Origin of the sequence: Mycolicibacterium madagascariense (assembly GCF_010729665.1) — a bacterium.
Taxonomy (GTDB): domain Bacteria; phylum Actinomycetota; class Actinomycetes; order Mycobacteriales; family Mycobacteriaceae; genus Mycobacterium; species Mycobacterium madagascariense.
Map to the genome: position 1 here is coordinate 4,060,368 of NZ_AP022610.1, position 17,901 is coordinate 4,078,268.

General features: G+C 69.9%; 10 protein-coding genes. 5 read left to right on the forward strand and 5 right to left on the reverse strand.

Annotated features, from left to right (window positions below):
• Nucleotides 1–7 precede the first annotated feature (7 nt).
• Entirely contained in the window at nucleotides 8–9,265 is a 9,258-nt protein-coding gene (locus G6N60_RS19155) for a type I polyketide synthase (protein ID WP_163740216.1), read from the reverse strand.
• A 529-nt stretch (nucleotides 9,266–9,794) separates the two neighbouring features.
• Nucleotides 9,795–10,520 (reverse strand): DUF1906 domain-containing protein, encoded by a 726-nt coding sequence (locus G6N60_RS19160; RefSeq protein WP_163740218.1) that lies wholly within the window; start codon nucleotides 10,518–10,520, stop codon nucleotides 9,795–9,797.
• A gap of 211 nt (nucleotides 10,521–10,731) precedes the next feature.
• Here G6N60_RS19160 and G6N60_RS19165 point away from each other — a divergent pair, with 211 nt between their 5' ends.
• The 4 genes from G6N60_RS19165 to G6N60_RS19180 are packed head-to-tail and all read left to right on the forward strand — an operon-like array spanning nucleotide 10,732 to nucleotide 14,648.
• Complete coding sequence (locus tag G6N60_RS19165) at nucleotides 10,732–11,772, forward strand: ABC transporter ATP-binding protein (protein ID WP_246240854.1); 1,041 nt, start codon at nucleotides 10,732–10,734, stop codon at nucleotides 11,770–11,772.
• Between the two features lie 16 nt (nucleotides 11,773–11,788).
• The gene (locus tag G6N60_RS19170; RefSeq protein WP_163740223.1) at nucleotides 11,789–12,985 is read left to right on the forward strand and encodes an ABC transporter substrate-binding protein; all 1,197 of its coding nucleotides are present in this window, start codon (nucleotides 11,789–11,791) and stop codon (nucleotides 12,983–12,985) included.
• The gene (locus tag G6N60_RS19175) at nucleotides 12,964–13,848 is read left to right on the forward strand and encodes an ABC transporter permease (protein WP_163740225.1); all 885 of its coding nucleotides are present in this window, start codon (nucleotides 12,964–12,966) and stop codon (nucleotides 13,846–13,848) included. The genes G6N60_RS19170 and G6N60_RS19175 overlap by 22 nt, the downstream gene beginning before the upstream one ends.
• Nucleotides 13,848–14,648: an ABC transporter permease gene (locus G6N60_RS19180; RefSeq protein ID WP_163740226.1), complete on the forward strand. Its 801-nt coding sequence runs from the start codon at nucleotides 13,848–13,850 to the stop codon at nucleotides 14,646–14,648. Before G6N60_RS19175 ends, G6N60_RS19180 begins: the two co-directional genes overlap by 1 nt.
• A 7-nt stretch (nucleotides 14,649–14,655) precedes the next feature.
• Here the strand turns inward: G6N60_RS19180 and G6N60_RS19185 are convergent, their stop codons facing one another.
• A complete protein-coding gene (locus G6N60_RS19185) occupies nucleotides 14,656–15,366 on the reverse strand; it encodes a MerR family transcriptional regulator (RefSeq protein WP_163740229.1) in 711 nt (236 codons plus the stop codon).
• A gap of 164 nt (nucleotides 15,367–15,530) precedes the next feature.
• On the opposite strand from G6N60_RS19185, the gene G6N60_RS19190 reads away from it, so the two are divergent.
• Nucleotides 15,531–16,796 (forward strand): MFS transporter, encoded by a 1,266-nt coding sequence (locus tag G6N60_RS19190; RefSeq protein WP_163740231.1) that lies wholly within the window; start codon nucleotides 15,531–15,533, stop codon nucleotides 16,794–16,796.
• A gap of 3 nt (nucleotides 16,797–16,799) precedes the next feature.
• Here the strand turns inward: G6N60_RS19190 and G6N60_RS19195 are convergent, their stop codons facing one another.
• Complete coding sequence (locus G6N60_RS19195) at nucleotides 16,800–17,285, reverse strand: DUF309 domain-containing protein (RefSeq protein WP_163740234.1); 486 nt, start codon at nucleotides 17,283–17,285, stop codon at nucleotides 16,800–16,802.
• Between the two features lie 13 nt (nucleotides 17,286–17,298).
• Nucleotides 17,299–17,877 carry a TetR/AcrR family transcriptional regulator gene (locus tag G6N60_RS19200; protein ID WP_163740237.1) on the reverse strand — a complete coding sequence of 193 codons (579 nt, stop codon included), beginning with the start codon at nucleotides 17,875–17,877 and terminating at the stop codon, nucleotides 17,299–17,301.
• Nucleotides 17,878–17,901 lie beyond the last annotated feature (24 nt).

Below are 17,901 nucleotides of genomic sequence, written 5' to 3' on the forward strand. Positions count from 1 at the left end.
AGCCGGCTCAGCCCCCATACCAACCGTTGGCCCCGAGCCGCGCGTCGGCGTCGAGCAGCATGTCGGCCTCCTGCGGCTTCTCCGGCAGGTCGTGGTGGAAGCGTCGGTCAGCGGGCTTCTCGTACAGCGCGGGTCCGCCCGCGATGGCCGAGGCCAACGTCCGCTGCCCCTTGAGCACCCGGGCACCGGCCCGCTGCTGGTAGTCCGCCCGCTGCTCCGGCGTCAGCGTCGCGAGGAACGCCTGCGGATGCACCAGCGCGACGAGACCCGACACGTGACCGAAGCCGAGGCTGGTGACCAGACCCGCCTTCAGCGGGAACTTCTCCCCCAGCTGCAGGGTCTCGCGCACCCACACGAAGTGCGAGGCGTGGGCGAGCTCGTCGTCGACGCAGTCCAGGCTCCGGTTCGGCGGGATCACGCCGTCACGCAGCATCTGGCACATGCCCATCATCTGGAACGCCGCCGCACCACCCTTCGAGTGTCCGGTGAGGCTCTTCTGGCTGACGATGAACAGTGGGTTGCCCGGCGAACGGCCGAGGGCCGAGGCGAGCCGCTCGTGCAGCTCGGTCTCGTTGGGATCGTTGGCCAACGTCGACGTGTCGTGCTTGGAGATGACCGCGATGTCGTCGGCACCGACGCCCAGCTTCGCCAACGACTTCGCCAGCTGCGACTGCCTGCCGCCGCGACCCGCGCCGAGCGCGCCGAGCCCCGGCGCCGGGATCGAGGTGTGCACGCCATCGCCGAACGACGAGGCGTAGCCCACCACGGCCATGACCGGCAGACCCATCTCCAGCGCGAGATCGCCGCGCGCCAGCAGGATGGTGCCACCGCCCTGCGACTCGACGAACCCGAGCCGACGACGGTCGTTGGCACGCGAGAACTTCGCATCGCTGATGCCCTTGGCGCGCATCACCTCGGTGTCCGCCGTGGCCGACATGTCCCCGAAGCCCGTCACGGCCTCCAGCGTCAGGTCGTCGTACCCGCCGGCGACCACGAAGTCGGCCTTGCCGAGGCGGATCTTGTCCACGCCCTCCTCGACCGACACGGCGGCCGTCGCGCACGCGGCGACCGGATGGATCATCGCGCCGTAGCTGCCGATGTAGGACTGCACGACGTGGCCGGCGAAGACGTTCGGCAGCACCTCCTGCAGGATGTCGTTCGGCTTGTTCTGCCCAAGCAGGTTGCCGTGGAACATCTTCTGCATCGACGTCAGCCCGCCGATGCCGGTGCCCTGCGTGCTGGCCACCAGGCTCGGATGCACCCAGCGCATCAGCTCGGTCGGCGTGAAGCCGGCCGTCAGGAACGCGTCGACGGTCGTGACGAGGTTCCACAGCGCCAGCCGGTCGAGCGAGTTGACCATGTCCTGGCTGACGCCGTAGACGGTCGGGTCGAAGCCGGTCGGCACCTGGGCGCCGACGGTCCGCGACATCTTCACCGAGCGCGGCACCCGAATCTCGGTGCCCGCCTTGCGGGTGACCTGCCAGTCGGTGCTGTCGGGCACCGGCGCGATCACGGTGTGCTCGGGATCGGACTGCTTGAAGCCGCGGGCGTCGGCCTCCGCCGACACCACGAACGTGAAGTCCTTCTCCAGGAACACCGAAACCAGCAGTGGCGCAGTGTGATCCGCTTCGACGGCTCCGTCGTCGACGAATTCGCGGATGCCCACCCGTTCGATCACGGCGTCGTGGTAGCGCTCCACCAACTCGCCCTCGTCGACCAGGTCGCCCGACGCGGTGTCGTACCACCCCGGCTTGGGGTCGTCCTCCCACGTGACGAGACCGGTTGTCCAGGCCAATTCGAGGACGCCCGCGGCGGACAGCTCACCGGAGACCTCGACTTCGAACCGGGTCCGCGACGATCCGTACGGGCCGATCTCCGCCCCGCCGACGATGACCACGAGGTCCGCCGGATCGACGTCGAGGTCGTCCCAGGCGGGCGGCGGGGCGGCGGCGTAACCGCGCGGCGGCGATGGCAGCGCCCGGATGGTCGAGGTCTCGACGTCCTCGTCCGGTGTCGCCGCACCGCTCTCGGCGGCCATGTCCTCGCGGGCCTTGGCCGCCAATTCGGCCATGTCGATGTCGATCTCGCCGAGACCGCCGGTCAGGTCGGCCTTGATCGGCTCGTGCGCGGCCGCCACCTTGGACTCGATGTCGCACAGGTCGAGCAGCATCGACGCCATCTCTTCGGTGGTGTACGTGGTCACGCCGGCCTCTTCGACCGCCCCGACGATGGCGTCGTTGTGCCCCATCAGGCCGGTACCCTTGGTCCAGCCAATAAGGGCGTGCGCCAACGACACTCGCTGCGACCACGAGGTCTCGGCCTTCCAGCGCGTCACCAGTGCGTCCAGTGCGGACTTGGCTTCGCCGTAGGCGCCGTCGCCGCCGAACATGCCGCGGTTGGGCGACCCGGGCAGCACCACGTGCAGCCGCGAGGCGATGTCGCGCTCGGCACCGATGTGCGATAGCCCGCCGATGAGCCGCTGCACGGCCCACAGCAGGACCTTCATCTCCATCTCCGAACGCGAGCCCGCCTCGGAGAGGTCACCGGCGACGCGCGGTGCGGCGAACGGGAACAGCAGTGTCGGCGTCAGCGCGTCCTTGAGGTGAACCGACTGCGGGCCAAGGCTTTCGCTCTGCTCGCTACCGACCCAGCTGACCAGTGCGTCGATGTCGGTGTAGGACGCCATGTTGGCGGGCACCACCCACAGCGTCGCACCGAACCGGGCGTGGTCGCGGTAGAGGCCCTTGTAGAACGCCAGCCGGTCGTCGTCGAGCTTCGAGGTCGTCGCAATTACCGAGGCGCCACCGTCGAGCAGCTGCGCGATCACCGACGCGGCGATCGAGCCCTTGGAGGCGCCCGTCACGACGGCGATCTCGTTCGCGTACCGCCCGGTGCCCGGGTTCTCCGCGCCCGCGGCGGCACGGCCGTAGAGCGACGCGTGCACGTTGCGGCCGGCGGCCAGGGCCTTGCCCTGCCACCAGTTCGCCTGCGTCGCCACGACGTGCCCGGCGGCCTCGAAGCGCTCGGAGAGCCGCTGCCAGTCCGCGTCGATCTCGTCCTCGTCCGTCAGCCACAGCCGGGCGAGGTCCTCGCGGGCGCTGGCCCAGCGGTCGTCGAAGAGCACCGCCTTGCGGCTGTCGAAGCTCGGCGACACCAAACGTGGCCAGTCCGAACCGAGTTCGGCGGTGACGAGGTCGATGAGGTCGGCGTCGCTGACGGTCTCGGCCACGTTGACGGGGGCGTCCAGGCCGAGTTGGCCGAGGATCGTCCGCGCCGCCGCGGCGAGGACGCCGTTGGGGCCGGTCACCTGTTCGGCGAATTCACCGAGCGCGGCGGAGTCGACGACGCCGCCCCCACCGCCGGCGGCCGACGGCAGTGACACCGCGATGCCCCGGCGGTTCGCGACGGCGGTGACGGCCGCGTCGACGACCTTGTCGACGGTCGCCGCGTCGGGCAGCGCGCCGTCGTGCAGGTGGCCGAGCGCGCCACCGCGGACGCTGGTGCCCTCTCGGGTGCCGAGCGCGAGCTCCATCGTGACGTGCTTGACCCACCCGTCGCCGAGCTCCCAGGTCTTCTTGACGCGTTCGGCGATGGCGGCGGGCCGCTTGCCCGACGGGCCGAGGACCGTGCGCAGCTGGTCGTTGACCGCGTCGGAGAGCACCGGGCCGAAGGGCTTGTAGGTCCTGGCCAGCTTGGTGACCTGAGCCTTGAGCCCGCCGAGGTCGGCCTCGGCCGCACCGTCGATGGCCCCGAGGTTGAGCTCGGAGCCCAGGTCGACCAGCAGCTGGTTGCGTCGCGACGACGCGCCGTCGGTGATCGACTCGATGGAGTCCAGCGGCTCGACCTGATCCAGCCGCATCTTCGCCGACAGCGCGATGAGCGACAGCGTCGCATCGTCGGCGCCGAACGAAATGTCCTCTGGCCGTGGGCCACCCGACGGGGCGGTGGGCGCGGCGGCGGGCGCTGGTGCCGACTCGGCCGCCGGGGCAGCCTCGGCCACCGGCGCGGGCGCCGACTCCTCCTCGGGTTCCGGCTCCGGATCGGTGTCGGTCGCGAACAGCACCGCGGCGTCGCGCTCGGTGTTGAGCACCTCCGTGGTGTTGTGCGAGTACTCCGGCAGTTTCAGCGTGTTGGTGGCCAGGCCCGCCACCGTCGGCGCGGACTTCACGCCGATCTCGACGAAGCGCTCTACGCCCATGCCACCGGCGGCCTCTTCGATGAACAGAAGATCCTGGGTCTCGATCCAGCGGACCGGGCTGGCGAACTGCCACGCCAGGAGTTCGATGACGACCTTGCGGCACAGCTCGTGCGGCCGCTCGGTGCGCCACGTGTCGTAGTCGGCGAGGATCTCGTCGAGCGGTTCGGCGGGCACCAGATCGCGGATCTCCTGGATGAAGTCGCGGTCCAGGGTGAACGGCCGCGGCACCAGGTTCGGCACGTAGCGGCCGATCAGCAGGTCGGGATCGGCATCACGCGGCATGACGCGTTCCAGGGACCGGCGGAAGTCGGCGACGCCGACGCGGAGGACCTCCGAGTGGAACGGCACGTCGATGCCGGGCACCAGGATGAACGACCGCTTGCCGCCGGAGATCTCGCGACGCTTCTCGACCTCCTCCTCGAGCACCTCGAGGCCGCGGACGGTGCCCGCGATGGCGTACTGCGAGCCACGCAGGTTGAAGTTGACGATCTGTAAGAACTCACCTGTATTCGCCGCGATTTGAGCGACCCAGTCGGTCACGTCGTCGTCGTCGAGGTCGATCTGCGAGGGCCGGATCGCGGCGAGCCGGTAGTTGGACCGGCCCTTCTCGTCGCGCGGCACGATGTCGTGCATCTTGCTGCCGCGGTGGAACACGACCTCCAGCAGTGCCTCCAGCGGGTACACGCCGGACACGCACGCCAGCGCGGTGTACTCGCCGACGGAGTGCCCGCAGGCGATGGCGCCCTCGACGAACGCACCCTGCTCGCGCATCTCGGCCACCTGCGCGGCCGCGACCGTGGCCATGGCGACCTGGGTGAACTGCGTCAGGTAGAGCACGCCCTCGGGGTGGTGGTAGTGCACGCCGCTGGCGATGAGGCTGGTCGGGTTGTCGCGCACCACGTGCAGCACCGAGAAGCCGAGGGTGTCGCGGGTGAACTTGTCGGCGGTGTCCCACACCTTGCGGGCGGCCTTGGACCTGGCGCGCACCTCCATGCCCATGCCCTTGGACTGGATGCCCTGACCGGGGAAGGCGTAGACGGTCTTCGGCGCGGCCAACTGCGCGGTCGCGGCCATCACCAGGTCGGTGCCGACCTTCGCGGTGACCTCGATGATCTCGGCACCGCGGTCGATGCCGACGCGATCGACGCGGAAATCGATCTCGTCACCGGGCAGGACCATGCCGAGGAAGCGCGACGTCCAGCCGACCAGCCGGGCCGGCGGGGTGGCCTGCCCGTCGGTCGCGGTCACGGCGTGCTGCGCGGCGGCCGAGAGCCACATGCCGTGCACGATGGGCGATTTCAGGCCGGCCAGCAGCGCGGCCGCCCGGTCGGTGTGGATCGGGTTGTGGTCACCGGACACGACGGCGAACGCACTCATGTCCGTCGGTGCGGTGACGGTGACGTCGCGGCGGCGGCGGCGCGGCGTGTCGGTCGCGTTGTCGGTGATCGCCCCGCCCGCCTGGGCGGGCTCGGTCAGTGCCGCCGGCCCAGTGCGGCCGCGGATCGCGAACCGCTCCTCGAGCGACGCCAGCTCGGTGCCGTCGGCGTCGCTGATGGTGACGTGCACCGGGATGACGCGGCCGACCTCGGTGTCCAGGGCGGCCGAAGCCGTTGCGGTGACCGACAATTGGACCTTGGACTTCGGCATGGGCGCCAGCAGGTGCGCGGCGTGGTCGAGGTGGACCAGGCTCAGCAGACCCTCGATCACCGGGAAGCCCGCGTCGGTGGTGGCCGACCCGATGACCGAGAACACCGCGGGCCAGCAGAGGCCGACGAGCGCGTCGGGGACCAGCGTCAGGCCGGGCGCCAGCGGGGCGCCGAACGTCGCGGTGACACCGGTGTGGTCGGCGACCTCCTCCGGGTCCCACTCCACGGTGACCGTGGTGCTCCCGTCGACGACGGGCGGCAGCGCCTCGGCGCCATCGACGCCCGCGGCGATGGCCAGCACGGCGCGCATGGCCGCGGCGGCGTCCTCGGTGGTGACGACGGGCATGCCACCGTCGATCGTGGCGGCGGGCAGCGTGAACCGGATGGTGATCCAGATGTCGGACAGCGGCACGCTGAGCACCACGTGCTCACCGTTGAGCTCGAGCCGCGAACCCGTGGAAGGGTGTGTGGCAGAACGGTTCTCGTTGGCCTGCCACTCGCTCGGTGCGCCGATGCGGTGCACCGGGTTGATCGAGGAGCGGCCCGCCCACAGCACGTCCGGCGAGTCGAGGACGACGGCGAGCGGTCCGGTGACGTCGACGCGGGCCTGCCGGCGCGAGACCGCCGGCGCCGGCTGCGCGCCTGCGGCCAGGGCCTCGTCGATGGAGGCCTGCTCGAACCGGTCGAGCAGCTCACCGACGGGCTCGTCGACGCGGGTGATGCCCACGACGGCCTCGGTGCCGGGGATGATGCAAACCTGATCGGCGGTGTACCGCGCGTCGTGGGCCTGCCACAGGGAGTCACTGCGCCACCAGCGGCGCACGTCCTTGTCGATCACGGGCACGAAGTTGACCGGCTTGCCGAGGGTCTTGCAGAGCGTCGTGAAGAACGGCACGTCGGCCGGATGCAGCTTGACGTCCTCGGCGTCGGGGTAGCGCGACAGCAGTGCGGCCAGTGCGCGCTCCGGATTCTCCAGCAGCGCTTTGCCTTCGGCGTCGACGGTGAAGAGCGTCTCGATGGCGCCGGAGTCCTGCGGGTGCAGCCGGGCCTCGGCGCGCTTGAGCATCTCCTCGAAGCGGTCGCGCCAGCTCACGTCGAGCCACGGCGAGTCGTCGGTCTTGGTGTCGGCGGTGGAATCGCCGTCGCCGATGGCCAATTCGACGTAGCGGCGCAGCCACTGCAGGTAGGTCATGTCGGCGACGTCGCCGAAGTACGGCTTGGCGGTCTCGGCCATCGCCGCGATGATCTCGTCGCGGCGCTCGGCGACCGCGTCGACGTCACCGGCGACCTCGTCGAGGAGGCGGCCGCAGCGCGAGGCTGCGTTGTCGATCTCGTGGATGTCGGCCCCGAGCTGGCTGCGCCCGGAAGCCATGCCGCCCTGAGCCTTTCCGGCCCCGACCCACTGGCTGGTGCCGTTGGTCTCGACCAGCAGCTGCTTGACGGCGGGCGAGGTGGTCGCCTCCAGCGTCGCCATCGTGGCGGTGCCGACCAGGATGCCGTCGACGGGCATGTCCGGGAAGCCGTAGGCCCGCGACCAACGACCCGAGAGGTAGTCCGCGGCGCGCTCCGGCGTGCCGATGCCACCGCCGACGCACAGCGTGATGTTCGACAGCTTGCGCAGATCCCCGTAGGTCGAGATCAGCAGGTCGTCGAGGTCCTCCCACGAGTGGTGCCCGCCCGCGCGGCCGCCCTCGACGTGGACGATGACGTCGCGGTCGGGGACCTCGGCGGCGATCTTGATCACGGACTTGATCTGCTCGACGGTGCCCGGCTTGAAGCACACGTAGGCCAGGCCGACGTCGTTGAGTTCCTCGATGATGGCCACGGCCTCGTCGAGTTCGGGGATGCCCGCGCTGACCACGACGCCGTCGAAGGGGGCGCCGGACTGACGTGCCCGCTGCACCAGGCGCTTGCCGCCGACCTGCAGCTTCCACAGGTAGGGGTCGAGGAACAGCGTGTTGAACTGCACGGCGCGGCCGGGCTCCAGCAGCGTCGTGAGCTCGGCGACGCGCTTGTCGAAGATGGCCTCGGTGACCTGACCGCCGCCGGCGAGCTCGGCCCAGTGGCCCGCATTGGCCGCGGCGGCAACGATCTTCGCGTCGACCGTCGTCGGCGTCATGCCCGCGAGCAGCATCGGCGAGCGGCCGGTGAGCCGGGTGAACTTCGTCGAGAGCTTGGTGGTGCCGTTCGGCAGCGAGATGAGCGACGGGGCGTAGCTCGACCACGCGGGCGGGATCTCCGGGGCGGCGCCGACGGTGAACAGCTGTCGCTGTCCCGCCCTGGTGGCCGCCGCCACGATGCCGATGCCGAGGCCGCGGATCACGGGTGCGGTCAGGCGGGTGACGGTGTCACTCGGGCCGAGGTCGACGATCCAGCGGGCACCGGACTTGTGCAGCCCTTCGACCTCGCGGACCCAGTCGATGGGACGCACGAAGATCGACTCGGTCATCTCGTGGGCGAGTTCGGCGTCGATGCCCGTCTTGGCGGCCCACCGGTCGACGAACTCCACGCCCTCGGCGAGGCGCGGCGTGTGGAAGCCCACCTCGACCTGAACGCTGGCGAAGGACGGGCTGAAGACCGCGCCGCCGCGGAGCTTGTTCTTGCGCTCCGCCTCCTCCTTCTCGGTGATCTTGCTGCAGTAGAGCTCGAAGCGCGAGAGCTGTTCGGGGGTGCCGGTGATGACGACCGAGCGCCTGCCGTTGCGGATGGACAGCACGGGGGGCAACACCGTGCGGACGTCGGTGGAGAAGTCCTCGAGCAGTTCGGCGATGCGTTCGGGATCGACGTTGCTCACCGAGACCATGGGCGACTTCTCGCCGCGTCCGACCATGCCGCGGCGGCGCGAGATGAGCGAACCGGCCGCGCCGATCAGTTGCAGCAGCGCGAGCAGCTCGGCGTCCTTGGCGCCGCGGTGGCGCAGCGATTCGCAGGCCATGATGCCCTGCGAGTGGCCGGCCATCGCCACGGGCGGGGTGCCGTAGAGGTCGAGACCCTGGCGGCTCAGCGCGCGCATGGCGGCCATCTGGGTCAGCAGGATGCCGGGGCCGGAGATGGCGGCCGTGGTGAGCTGCTTGGAGGTCGGCAACGGCTCGTCGGCGGCCAGCGCGCGGACCCACTGCAGGGGCTCGAAGCCGATCGGGCGGACCACGACCAGCTCGCGGGCCACGGGCTGCAGCAGCAGCGCGGCCTCGCCGACGACCTCGCTGAGTTCGGACTCGATGCCCGCCGAGCTGATCAGCTCCTCGAGGTTCTCCAGCCAGTTGCCGCCCTGGCCGCCGAAGGCGACGGCGTAGGGCTCACCCGAGTTGAGCTGATCGACGAGGGCATGGGCGCCCGCATGCGCCGGGCCACCATTGCGGCCGGGGGTTACCGCCCCGTCGTTCGCGGCCGTGTCCCAGTCGTGCTTCTCGTTGATCGTCACGTGTTGCCATCTCCTCGGTGCGCTCTCGCGCGTATCGCGTGCTGCGTCCGCGCGTCGTGCTGGTGCGCGGACTGGTCCACTGCTGCGTCTACCGTGTCCTCGGCGGTGAGGGCCCGCGTCCCTGCGGGGTGTCACGCTGGTCGGGTCGGGGTGTGGTGCCGACGGGCTCGACGTCTGTCTGCGACGGCCCGGGCAGCTGGGCCAGCCGCCATAAGAGTGTCATAAGGGCCTGGCCAATTTTCTCCCCCGAAATGGTTACTGGCGAGTTCTACGCACGGGTAACCACACATTGCGTAACGCGGCTCTCCCGACGCCCGGGAAAGCCGCGGGACAAACGTCCTGTTGGCGGGTGGTTACGGTTGAGTAGCTACAACAGCGCAGATCACGGCATTTTCGTTACCAAATCGTTATGGCGTTTCTCGTCACCCCGCCCGCGTCTCGGGCGGCTCGACAGATTGACACTCGGTGTCCACCCACATTTCGCGGAATACGAAATTGGTTTGCTGCTAAAACTTACTCTTCGGTAACGTCAGTCCCATTGCCCGAAGCGTGGCTTCAGCACGTAATTGACGTCGACACCCACGCCGCCGACGCTGCCGTGGTCGATCTGCACCTGGTGCAGGTGTGCTGCCGGGTGGGTGAAGCCCTCCGGCGAACCCCAGTTGTGTTGCCAGAAGTACGAACCCAGACCATCCCGCAACGCCCAGTCGATGGTCTTGGAGTTGGCGTAGACCCCCACCCGCTGGTGTCCCAATACCGCTTCCCACCCGCGCAGATAGGGTGCCACCTGGGCTTCGTACTGGGCCGGGGTCGGATCGTCGTCGATCGACGCGTAGATCGGTGCGCCGTACGAACCGCCGGCCGCGACGTGGAGTTGCCAGCCGCGCTTGGCGTGCTGCACGCCCGCGTCCTGACCGCCCAGCCAGTCGGCACTGTCCTGCTTGCCGAACTGGTAGCACGACACGATCTTCAGACCGTTCTGGTATAGGTCGCGGGCCTCGGATAGCTGGATCGGCTTCCCCAGCATCCACTCCCCACCCGGCCGGCGATCGGAGACGTAGCGGATCGCCCCCAGTGCGCCCGCGGCCCTGATGTCCGCGGCGGGAATCACCCCCGCGGCGTAGTCGAACAAGACGCCAAGGGGTTCAGCACTCGCGGTCGTCGGTGCGAGCGCCGAGGACACCGCGCCGGCGAGCCCGGCGAGGACCGGCGCGGCGGCGGCGCACCTCAGGACGTCACGCCGGGACACGACCATCGCCTCAGGATATGACAGCAGCCTCAAATTCCTCAGCAACGCCACTGGTCACTTCCCCACCAGCGCGCCGAGCGCACGCTTGGTGAACGCATCGGCCGAGTGGGGTCGCCAACATCCGTGCACTCGGCGGAAACCGTCGAACGGGGGCCGATACGGTGCGGATCCCTGCGTTGCGCTGCGCCATGACGGACGGATCCATACGATGCAGCCCATGCCATCAGGTCCCGGCGAGCCGCGCATTCAGCTCGAGGGCGTCCGCAAGGTGTTCGACGGCTCGGTCGTCGCCATGGCGGGAGCAGACCTCACCGTCGACGACGGAGAACTGTTCGCCATCCTGGGACCGTCGGGGTCGGGCAAGACGACCGTGCTGCGGATGATCGCCGGCTTCGAACAGCCGACCGAGGGCACGATCCGGCTCGGCGGCGTCGACGTGACCTCCCTGCCGGCCCGCCGCCGCGACGTCAACACCGTGTTCCAGGAGTACGCGCTCTTCCCGCACATGAGCGTGGCGCAGAACGTCGAATACGGGCTGAAGGTCCGCGGCGTCCCGAAGGCCGAGCGCCGCACCCGCACGGCCGAGGCGCTGGAGATGGTCCGGCTCGCCGACTTCGGCCCCCGCCGCCCCGCCCAACTCTCGGGAGGGCAGCGCCAGCGCGTCGCGTTGGCCCGCGCCCTGGTGGGCCGCCCCGCAGTGCTCCTGCTCGACGAGCCCCTCGGAGCGCTGGACCTCAAGCTGCGCGAGCAGATGCAGGTGGAGCTCAAGGCAATTCAGCGCGAGGTCGGGATCACCTTCGTCATCGTGACCCACGACCAGGACGAGGCGCTGACGCTGTGCGACCGGCTCGCGGTCTTCAACGACGGGCGCATCGAGCAGGTCGGCCGGGCGCGCGAGGTCTACGAGAACCCGGTCAACCGCTTCGTCGCCGACTTCGTGGGCACGTCCAACGTGCTCGACGGGGACGCCGCCGCGACGCTGCTCGGCAGGCCCGGCACGTTCGCGGTCCGGCCCGAGCGCATCGCGGTGCTCGCGTCCGGGACGGCGGCACTGCCCGGCAGTCGGACCGTCGACGCCACCGTCTCCGAGGTCATCTTCGCGGGGCCGACGACGCGGGTGGCCGCCGTCGCCCAGCCGGGGGTGACGCTGACCGCGACCGTGCTCAACGCGGCGGCCGCACTGCCCGACGACCTCGCCCACGGCGCCCGGATCACCATGGCCTGGCCCGACAGCGCCGTCCACGACCTGACCAACTAAAAGTGATTGGAGTGACATGAAATTGAGTGCGTTGCGGGTCGGCGTCACGATCGCCGTCGGCGCCGTCCTCGTCGCCGGGTGCTCCAGCTCGTCGTCCGGCGGCGGCGGTGCCGCGGGATCCACGCCGCCCAAGATCGACCAGCCGAGTGCCGTGGGCAACGGCGAGGGGCAGTTGAACCTCATCGCATGGGCGGGCTACGCGGAGAACGGCTCCAACGACAAGACCGTCGACTGGGTGACCCCGTTCCAGCAGCAGACGGGCTGTCAGGTCAACGTCAAGGTCGGCAATACGTCCGACGAGATGGTGCAACTCATGCGCAGCGGCCAGTACGACGGCGTGTCCGCCTCGGGCGATGCCACCCTGCGACTGATCTACGCCGGCGACGTCGCACCCGTCAATACCTCTCTGGTGCCGAACTATTCGTCGATCTCACCGTTCCTGAAGGACAAGCCGTGGAACTCGGTGAACGGGCAGATGTACGGCATTCCGCACGGCTGGGGCGCCAACCTTCTGATGTACGACACCGCCGTGGTGAACGACGCCCCCGACTCGTGGGGCGCGGTGTTCACCGACGCGGGCAAGTACAAGGGCAAGGTGACGGCCTATGACTCCCCCATCTACATCGCCGACGCCGCGCTGTACCTCATGAAGACCAAGCCGGAGCTCGGCATCAAGGACCCGTACTCGCTGACCGAGGATCAGCTCGACGCCGCGGTGGACCTGCTGACCAAGCAGCGCGAGAACGTCTCCGAATACTGGTCGGACTACACCAAGGAGGTCCAGGCCTTCGAGTCGGGCACCTCCGTCATCGGCACCGCCTGGCAGGTCATCGCCAACACCATCGGCACCGACAACAAGGTGCACGTCAACACCGTGCTGCCCAAGGAGGGGTCGACGGGATGGTCGGACACCTGGATGGTGTCCTCGAAGGCCGCCCACCCCAACTGCATGTACAAGTGGATGGACTGGATCACCTCACCGAAGGTGAACGCCCAGGTCGCCGAGTACTTCGGTGAGGCACCCGCGCAGACCAAGGCCTGCGTGTTCACCGTGCAGAAGGACTTCTGCGACGTCTACCACGCGACCGACGGGGCCTACGCCGCTCAGATCCACTACTGGACCACGCCGCAGAAGCAGTGCGTGGACGGCAGCGGCGACACCTGCACGGCCTACGACGAGTGGGTCAGCAAGTGGCAGCAGATCAAGGGGTGACGCTGCCCGCCACCGCCCCCGCGGCGGCGCGGACCACGACACGGCGCCGCAGCCCGGCCCTACCGATCCTCCTGGTGCCGCCGCTGGCCTGGTTGATCGTGGCGTACCTGGGTTCCCTTGCAGTACTGCTGGTTTCGGCCTTCTGGACGACGAACTCCTTCACCGGCGCGGTGGTGCACACGTGGACCGCCGACAACATCGTGCGCGCGCTGACCGATCCGGTCTTTCGCACCGTCACGCTGCGCACGGTCGGGGTGGCGCTCCTGGTCACCGTGGTGTGCGCGGTGCTGGCCGTCCCGCTGGGCCTGTACATGGCGAAGATCGCCGCGCCGCGGGTGCGCCTGGCACTGGTGGTGGCGGTCACGACCCCGCTGTGGGCGAGCTACCTCGTCAAGGCGTACGCCTGGCGCGAACTGCTCTCACCGGTCGGACCGCTGGCGTGGGCGACCGGCTACAGCCCCGGCTACGGCCTGACCGCCACCGTGATCACGCTGACGTATCTGTGGCTGCCCTACATGGTCATTCCGGTGTTCGCGGCCCTCGAGCGGGTGCCCAACCACCTGCTCGACGCGAGCGCCGACCTGGGCGCGTCGGACCTGTCGACGTTGCGAATGGTGGTCGCGCCGTTGGTCTTTCCCGGCATCGCGGCGGGATCGATCTTCACCTTCTCGCTGTCGCTGGGTGACTACATCGCCGTCACCATCGTCGGCGGCAAGACCCAGCTGCTCGGCAACATCATCTACGGGCAGCTCGTCACCGCCAACGACCAGCCGCTGGCCGCGGCGCTGTCCCTCATACCGCTCGCCGCCGTGATCCTCTACCTGCTGGCGATGCGGCGCACCGGTGCGCTGGAGAACGTCTGATGCTCTCCGGCGGAGCTCGCGGAGCCGTCCGGGCGTGGACCGTCCTGGTGCTCGTCTTCCTCTATGCCCCACTGGTCCTCGTCGTCGTCAACGCCTTCAACTCGTCGCGGACGTTCGCGTTCCCGCCGAGCGGTGTCACGCTGCGCTGGTGGTCGGTCGCCTGGCACAGCGACGGCATGTGGACCTCGCTGGCCAACTCGGTGGTCGTCGGACTCGGCGCCACGGCCGTCGCGCTGGTGCTCGGCACGATGATCGCCTTCGCCGTGCAGCGCCACGCGTTCTTCGGTCGCAGCACCGTCAGCGTGCTCATCGTGCTGCCGATCACGCTGCCCGGCATCGTCACCGGCATCGCGCTCAACGCGACGTTCACCTCGGCACTGGGCGTGACGCTCGGCCTGGCGACCGTCGTCGTCGGGCACGCCACGTTCTGCATGGTCATCGTGTTCAACAACGTGCAGGCCCGATTGCGAAGGCTCGGAACCGATCTCGACGACGCGTCGGCCGACCTCGGCGCGTCGGGCTGGCAGACGTTCCGGTACGTGACGTTCCCGATGACGCGCGGGGCGCTCGTCGCGGGCGCGATCCTGGCCTTCGCGCTGAGCTTCGACGAGATCGTGGTGACGACGTTCACCGCCGGTCCGGCCGTGCAAACGCTCCCGATCTGGATCTTCGGAAACCTGTTCCGGCCCAACCAGGCTCCGGTGATCAACGTCGTCGCGGCGGCGCTCACGGTCGTCGCGATCATCCCGGTCTGGCTGGCTCAGCGCTTCGGTGGCGATCCCGCCACCACGCGGGTCTGACCGCGGGTCAGCTCCCGGTCGCCTCGCAGGCCGGGTCCAGCTCCACCGACCCGGAGTCGGCCGACGCCGTCATCAAACGACGACGCAGTGCGGCGCCGAAGCGTTCGGCGACGACGCGACGGCCGAGCAGACCGTAGTCGTCGATCACCTGCAGCCGTTCCGACGCCGGACCCGCGACGGGGCCCTGGGCGGGTGCGGCGGCGGGCAGGCTGTCCTCGAGGGCGTCGGCCACCACGCCCGCGAGTTCGTCGAGCAGGCCGGTGACGCGGTCGGCGACCTCGAGGATCGCCTGGACGTAGGGCAGCTGGTCGGCGACGCGGTCGAGCAGTTCGGCGAGGTGGGGGTTGGTCAGGGTCACCCGGCCGTCGACGACCTCGGCGAGCCCGTGCGCGACCAGGCGGCGCGCCTCGTCGCCGTCGGCGTCGATCGCCACGGCGACGCGGGGTTCGCCGAAGATGGCCTGCTGCAGGCCGAGGATGTCGGCCAGGTCGTGCCCCTGCCGCGTGCTGTCCAGGAACTCGGCGATGTGCGCCGAGGTGAAGCCCTTGCGCAACAGCTCGTTGACGGTGGCGAGTTGGGACAGGTGGCGCTCGTCGTACAGGGCCGCCCTGCCCTGCCGTCGCGGCGGGTCGAGCAGACCTCGCTCACGGTAGGCCCGAATGTTGCGGACACTGACACCTGACAACGCAGACAATTCGTCCAGTCGATACTCAGCCACCCAAAATCTCCCCCAAAAAGCTGGCCAAGGCGCTCTCAAGCAAATTCGCGCACCAAGACATGTCTCCACTGTAGCTCGTCCAAAAGTTTGCGAAAATTGCACACCGACGTCAAGTTTGGATAAGGATTCGCGTTCGACCAGCCCGGTGCGCGACCATTGACCGAGTGCGAGCCTGGTTGGTCTGGGCGGCGGGGCTGTTGGCCTACGTCGTCGCCGTCCTCGACCGGACGACGCTCGGCGTCTCCGGGCTCGACGCCGCCGCCCGCTTCCACGCCAGCCCGAGCGTCCTGTCCACGTTCGTCGTACTGCAGGTCGTGGTCTACGCGGCCGCCCAGGTGCCCGCCGGGGTGCTCCTCGACCGCTTCGGCTCGCGGGCGCTGATCGCCAGCGGAGCAGCGCTGATGGCGGGCGGGCAGCTGCTGCTCGCCACGACCGAGATCCTGCCGCTGGCCATCGCCGCTCGCGCGATCGTCGGCCTCGGCGACGCCCTCACCTTCATCTCGGTGCTGCGCCTCGTCCCGCACTGGTTCCCGGCGCCGCGCGTGCCGTTGCTGACCCAGCTCACGGGCATCTGCGGACAGCTCGGGCAGGTGCTGTCCGCGCTGCCCTTCCTGGCACTGCTGACCAGCACCTCCTGGACGGTGGCCTATACGTCGGTCGCGGCGTTCGGCGTGCTCGCCCTGGCGATGGCGCTGGCCCTGGTGAAGGACACCCCCCACGGACCGGCGGTGGTGAGCGAGCAGCTGTCCCCGCGGGAGGTGCTCTCGAGCGTCACGACGGTGTGGCTACGGCCCGGGACGCGGCTCGGCTTCTTCACCCACATGGGGACGCAGTTCTCGGTGACGGTGTTCTGCCTCGCGTGGGGCGTGCCCTATCTGACCGTCGCGCAGGGGCGCTCGGCGAGCACGGCGGGCGCGGTGCTGAGCATCTCGGTGCTCACCGCCATCGTGTCGGGCATCCTCATCGGCGTGCTGACCGGACGCTATCCGCAGCGCCGCTCGTGGATCGTGCTGACCATCATGGCCAGCAATGCCGTGGCGTGGACCGTCGTCCTGGCGCTGCCGGGGCGGGCGCCGCTGGGCCTGCTGATCGCCCTCGTCGTGGTCATCTCCGTGGGTGGCCCCGGTTCGATGGTGGGCTTCGACTTCGCCAGGACGTTCAATCCGAGCGCGACGCTCGGCACCGCGCAGGGCATGGTCAACATGGGCGGATTCATCGCGTCGCTGTTGGTAATGCAGGCGATGGGCGTCGTCCTCGGTGCGGCGGGCGGGTACTCGTTCGACTCGTTCCGGCTCGCGTGGACCGTGCAGTACGCGATTTGGGCGTTCGCCGTCGCCGGCATCCTGATCACCAGGAAGAAGACCCGAGCCCTGCTGCGGGTGGAGCAGGAGCGCGCGCTGCTGGAGACGTTCGACCCGCACGCGCACTGACCGTTAGCGGCGCGCGACGGTGGTCAACGCCGGTCGCAGCCGCGTCGGGGCGACGGCCGCGCCGCCGTCGAGATCGTCGGCCAGCGCGCCCGCCCACCCGCACAGCCCCTCGACGTCGACCTGCCACGGCGGCGCGCCCGCGAGCCCGCGCAGGTGGTCCGCGCCGCGGCGCAGCAGTGCGACGGCGCCGGCGGGATTGCCGCGGTGCACGTGGGTGACGCCGACGGCGAGTTGGGCCAGGCCCTGCCACAGCGGCCGTTCGTGCTGCGGACGGCTCTTCCAGGCCGCCTCGAGCACCTCGTGGGCGTGGAAGGGACGGTCGTGATCGATGAGTTCCTGTGCGTAGGAAAGGAATTGGTCCGGTGACAGCGCGAGGTCGTCGGGGATGCGCGGTTCGCCGACGCTGCCGGGCGGCAGGACGCGACCGAGGGCATCGCGGGGGCGGCCGTTGCGGGGCCGTCCCGACCCGTCACGATCTCGTGCGCTCACCGACCCCACCGCCTCAGCCGAGCGCCGCAGTGGCCGCGCGCAGGTCTGCCAGCGCCGAAAGGGCATGCGGCGCAAGGCCTTCGCCGTCCTCACGATCTCCTTCGGACCAGCGGGCGAAGCCGCGCCGGAAGGCGAGCACCCCCAGTTCGGCCGCGAGCTGGGCGATCGGATCGGCGACGCCGCGGGCGGTCAGCGCCGCCGTCATCGCCGCGGCGAGCCCGACGCTCTTGAGCGCGTCGCGTTCCTGGAGTTCGGCGCTGGCGGCGACGGCCGCCTTCAGCCGGGGTCCGAGTTCGCGGTTCGTGGGACCCATGGCGCCGGACGCGCGCCGCAGGCCGGCGGCCACCGCCTCGAGCGGGCTGGCGTCGGCGGGCGCCTCGGCGATGCCCTCGGCCAGGAGCGTGCTCAGTGTTTCCTGGCCCGCGACGAGCACGTCGCGCTTGTCGGCGAAGTGGCGGAAGAACGTGCTCTTGGTGACCCCGGCACGCTCGGCGATCTGCGCGACCGTGGTGGCGTCGTACCCCTGCTCGGTGAACAGGTCGACGGCCGCGACCACCAGTCGCTGCGTCGCCCCCGGTTCCCAACGCGCCATCGGCCCATCCTATGTGACGGGACA

Coding starts and splice junctions, on each gene's coding strand:
- G6N60_RS19165 (WP_246240854.1), top strand. CDS start 10,732: ATGCCATCAGGTCCCGGCGAGCCGCGCATTCAGCTCGAGGGCGTCCGC.
- G6N60_RS19200 (WP_163740237.1), bottom strand. CDS start 17,877: ATGGCGCGTTGGGAACCGGGGGCGACGCAGCGACTGGTGGTCGCGGCC.
- G6N60_RS19160 (WP_163740218.1), bottom strand. CDS start 10,520: ATGGTCGTGTCCCGGCGTGACGTCCTGAGGTGCGCCGCCGCCGCGCCG.
- G6N60_RS19170 (WP_163740223.1), top strand. CDS start 11,789: ATGAAATTGAGTGCGTTGCGGGTCGGCGTCACGATCGCCGTCGGCGCC.
- G6N60_RS19180 (WP_163740226.1), top strand. CDS start 13,848: ATGCTCTCCGGCGGAGCTCGCGGAGCCGTCCGGGCGTGGACCGTCCTG.